Annotated in this window: 1 protein-coding gene; it reads right to left on the minus strand. The window is 47.8% G+C overall.

Annotated features, from left to right (window positions below; translation table 11 throughout):
- Nucleotides 1–575: 575 nt before the first annotated feature.
- On the minus strand, nt 576–3726 hold a 3151-nt coding region (locus tag ACUVJL_RS19545; protein ID WP_445247359.1), incomplete at its 5' end, for an FG-GAP-like repeat-containing protein.

The following is a 3726-nucleotide window of genomic DNA, read 5'->3' on the forward strand; positions in this document are numbered from 1 at the left end:
TTGTTTTTGTTGGGAAGTTACAGCTTTACTAAAACCTCTTGCCATTGATAGCACCCATAAACTACAACAAACTACATTGAAATTTAGTCGGATTTAACTGTAGCATATTTTGGGTTCCAGTTAAGATGCGTTTACCCTGCCTACATTTGGGATATATAAAGATCTGCCTCCAGATTCTATGAATAACGATACTGTGAGCGATCGCCCGGCGTTGCAAAGCCCTATGTCCGAGTTGTATTGCAGAAAAAAGAATCACGAAGAAAATAGATATAAAAATGCAATAATAGCAATAGTTTCAGCCCGTTGGCGTTTTTGCGAATTCTAATTTCTGCTTTAAATGGGCCTACTCAGTGGGGCGGCCGAAAGTATGAATAATCATTAAATTCTTGCTACACATTAGTTCTAGGCGAGATCCTGTTGGGAAACGGCATTACCGTGTCCGCCGGGCTTCTGCTAATGAAAGATAATTTATATAAGATTGATAATTGTAGCAAGACCTTTTAAAATTGCTAGAAGTGCGAGAGCCTTTTTTGGTCTTTTTTCATCCAAGGGGATCTCGCACTTTTTTTGATTTCCTAAATCAACCGGAAATTAGCCGATGTAATCGCATTGGCACTCACTCCTATCATCACACCTAACTCCTCTCCTGTCAAGACATTTTTGATGATAGTTCCCTGAGTATTTTGAGTTATTTCTAACTGGCTAAAACTCAAACCTCCCCTTAATCCAATCAAATCTTGACCGATGGTAAAATCAGCAATAACATCAAATCCTTGACCTGAATTTAAGACAAAGATATCGTTACCGCTACCGCCAATTAAACTATCATTCCCCAAGTCTCCGTAAAGAATATCATCACCTTGACAACCAGTGAGAGTATCGTTATCTTCGCCTCCGTACAGGGTATCATTTCCTTCACACCCTCCCAGAATATCTGCTGATTCGTCACCACGGATGAAGTCATTGCCTTCACCGCCGCAGATGGTATCCGAACCCTGGTTTCCAAACAAGTAATCATCTCCCTGGCTACCAAGCACTATGTCATTCCCTTTGCCTGCAAATAAGGTGTCATTATCCTTGCCACCATCGATGAAGTCATCATTTCTATTAGCATAAATGATGTCATAACCTTCGCGGCTATTTATGGAGTCATTGCCTTTGCCTCCAAAGATTAAATCGTTCCCCAAGTCGCCAAGAATAATGTCATTATTTTCATCTCCCAATAGGAGGTCATCACCTGTGCCACCGCTGATGAAGTCATTGCCTTGGTTGCCATTAAAGATGTCGTTGCTGGCACCACCATATAAGTTGTCATTCCCTGATTTGGCATCGAATATATTGCCGTTGTTACTGCCGAAAAATTCATCGTTTTGGGCAGTGCCTATTTGAATTCCCGATACACCGAGTATGGTGTTTTCAACTGCATTGGGTTGGTTTAAGTTGGGATAGGCAATTTTGTCACAGATGCAGTCATCGTTGGGGATGTTGTTGGTTGTTGGTGTTGGCGTTACCGAGGGCGTTGGCGTCGGTGTTGGTGCGGGCGTCGGTGTCGCTGTTTCCGCAGGGCTTGGTGCGGGTGTTGGCGTTACCAATGGTGCAGGAGTTGGTGCTGTTACAGGTACAGGTGCGGGAGTGGGTGTTGTTACAGGTGCGGGAGTTGGTGTTGGTACAGGTGCGGGAGTTGGTGTTGGTATTGCAACGCCAAAAGTACCTAAACTGCTAGTAGCAGACAAGTTGCCAACAGCATCCTTCACCTGCGATGCTTGCAAATTAACTGTGTAAGTACCATTGTCAGCATTATCCCAACTTCCCCCAGGCGGAGTAAATGAATATGTTGCTGTACGTGGCGTACCATTGCTATTAGTATCGACGCTAACAAAGGTAGCAGGAATAGCACCGCCTGACCAATTTACAACAACATCAGAATTATCTAAACTGCTAACATCAACTCCACTACTATCACTGAAAGTCACTGTCAATGCCTGACTTATACCACCCGCTGTAGTAATGTTAGAAATTGCACCCAACTTAGGAGTTGGCGGTGTGACATCAGCAGTGCGAGTTAATTGAGTAGCTGCTGTATTATTATTACCCGCTGTATCAGTTGCTTTAGCCGCCGGGACATTAACTGTGACAGCGCCATCAGCAGTAGGAGTGACTGTAAAATTATAAGTTGTGCCGCTACCTGTGAAACCGCTTACAGTGCCGTTAGCAACATTAACACCTGTTGCGCTAAATCCTGTCACATTTTCACTGAAAGTTGCTGTTACTGCAAAAGGTGCGTTTGTAGTGGTTGGGGATGCGGATGTTAAGGCAACTGTGGGTACAACGGTGTCTACAATTATGGCTTTGTTATTTGCTAAAGATTGTCCTGTAGGAATAGTTAAGGTGGCATTATTTCCAGCAGCATCTTTTAAGGTTGCACCTCCCCCTAAAGTTATGCTAGTTGAGTTAAGGTCATTGCTATTTTGTCCTGCTGTTGGAGTATAAGTGCCTACAGCAGATGTGCCGGTGAAAGGTGCAATAGTGACAGTGCCACCTGTGTCTAAGGCGACACTCATGTTACCGCCAGCTAAGGTAACTGCTTCGCTGAAGTTGACGGTGAGGTTGATGTTGCCAGTGGTGTTGTAACTGCCGTTGGCGGTGGTAGAGGTGACGTTAGTGATGGTGGGTGCAACGCCATCGATAACTATGGCTTTGCTGCCGCCGAGAGAGTTGGCTGAGGCGGTAGTGTGGAGGGTTAAGAAAGCGTCAAAGGCTGTACCAACAGTTTCTTTAATTGTGCCGCCGTTGAGGGTGAGGGCGGTGGTGGCGAGGTATTGTAAGTCAAGGGAAGTGTCTCCTGGTTGCACTACATAGTTGAAAGTGAGAGTTGTACCGCCGCTACCAGAGACGTAGTTAGCAAATCGGTCAGTTGTACCTGTTTCTAGTTGCAGTCGGGGTGTGCCGGTGACGGTGACAGCGGCATCAAAGGTGACAGTGATGGCGATGGTTGCACCGATGCCGTAGCTGCCGTCAGCGGTGGTGGCGGTGACAGCGGTAACTGTGGGGGCAGTAGTAGTATTGAGCAGGATGGAGGCGGTGTCGCTGGAGAAGTTAGACGTTGCTAAATCTGGTTTCGTGTCGCCGTTGATGTCGCCGATGCTGACGGACAAGGGCAAAGCGCCAGTACCGAAGCTAACTTGGGGGGCGAAAGTGGGGGTGGTGGCTCCTGTGGCGGTGGTGTTGAGCAGGATGGAGACATTGTTGCCCCTGTAGTTCGCCGTTGCTAAGTCAGGTTTCCCGTCGCCGTTGAAGTCGCCGATGCTGACGAAGATGGGCTTAGTGCCAGTACCGAAGGTGACTTGGGTGGCGAAGGTGGGGGTGGTGGCTCCTGTGGCGGTGGTGTTGAGCAGGATGGAGACGGTGTCGCTGGCGTAGTTTGCCACAGCTAAGTCAGGTTTCATGTCGCCGTTGAAGTCGCCGATGCTGACGGAATTGGGGTTATTGCCAGTAGGGAAGTCAACTTTGGTGGCAAAAGTGGGGGTGGTGGCGTTGGTGGCAGTGGTGTTGAGCAGGATGGAGGCGGTGTTGCTGACCCTGTACGCCACAGCTAAGTCAGGTTTCCCGTCGCCGTTGATGTCGCCGAGGCTGACGGATTCGGGGTTACTGCCAGTAGGGAAGTCAACTTTGGTGGCAAAAGTGGGGGTGGTGGCGTTGGTGGCGGTAGTATTGAGCAGGATGGAG

The organism is Microcoleus sp. OTE_8_concoct_300 (assembly GCF_031383065.1).
Lineage (GTDB): Bacteria > Cyanobacteriota > Cyanobacteriia > Cyanobacteriales > Microcoleaceae > Microcoleus.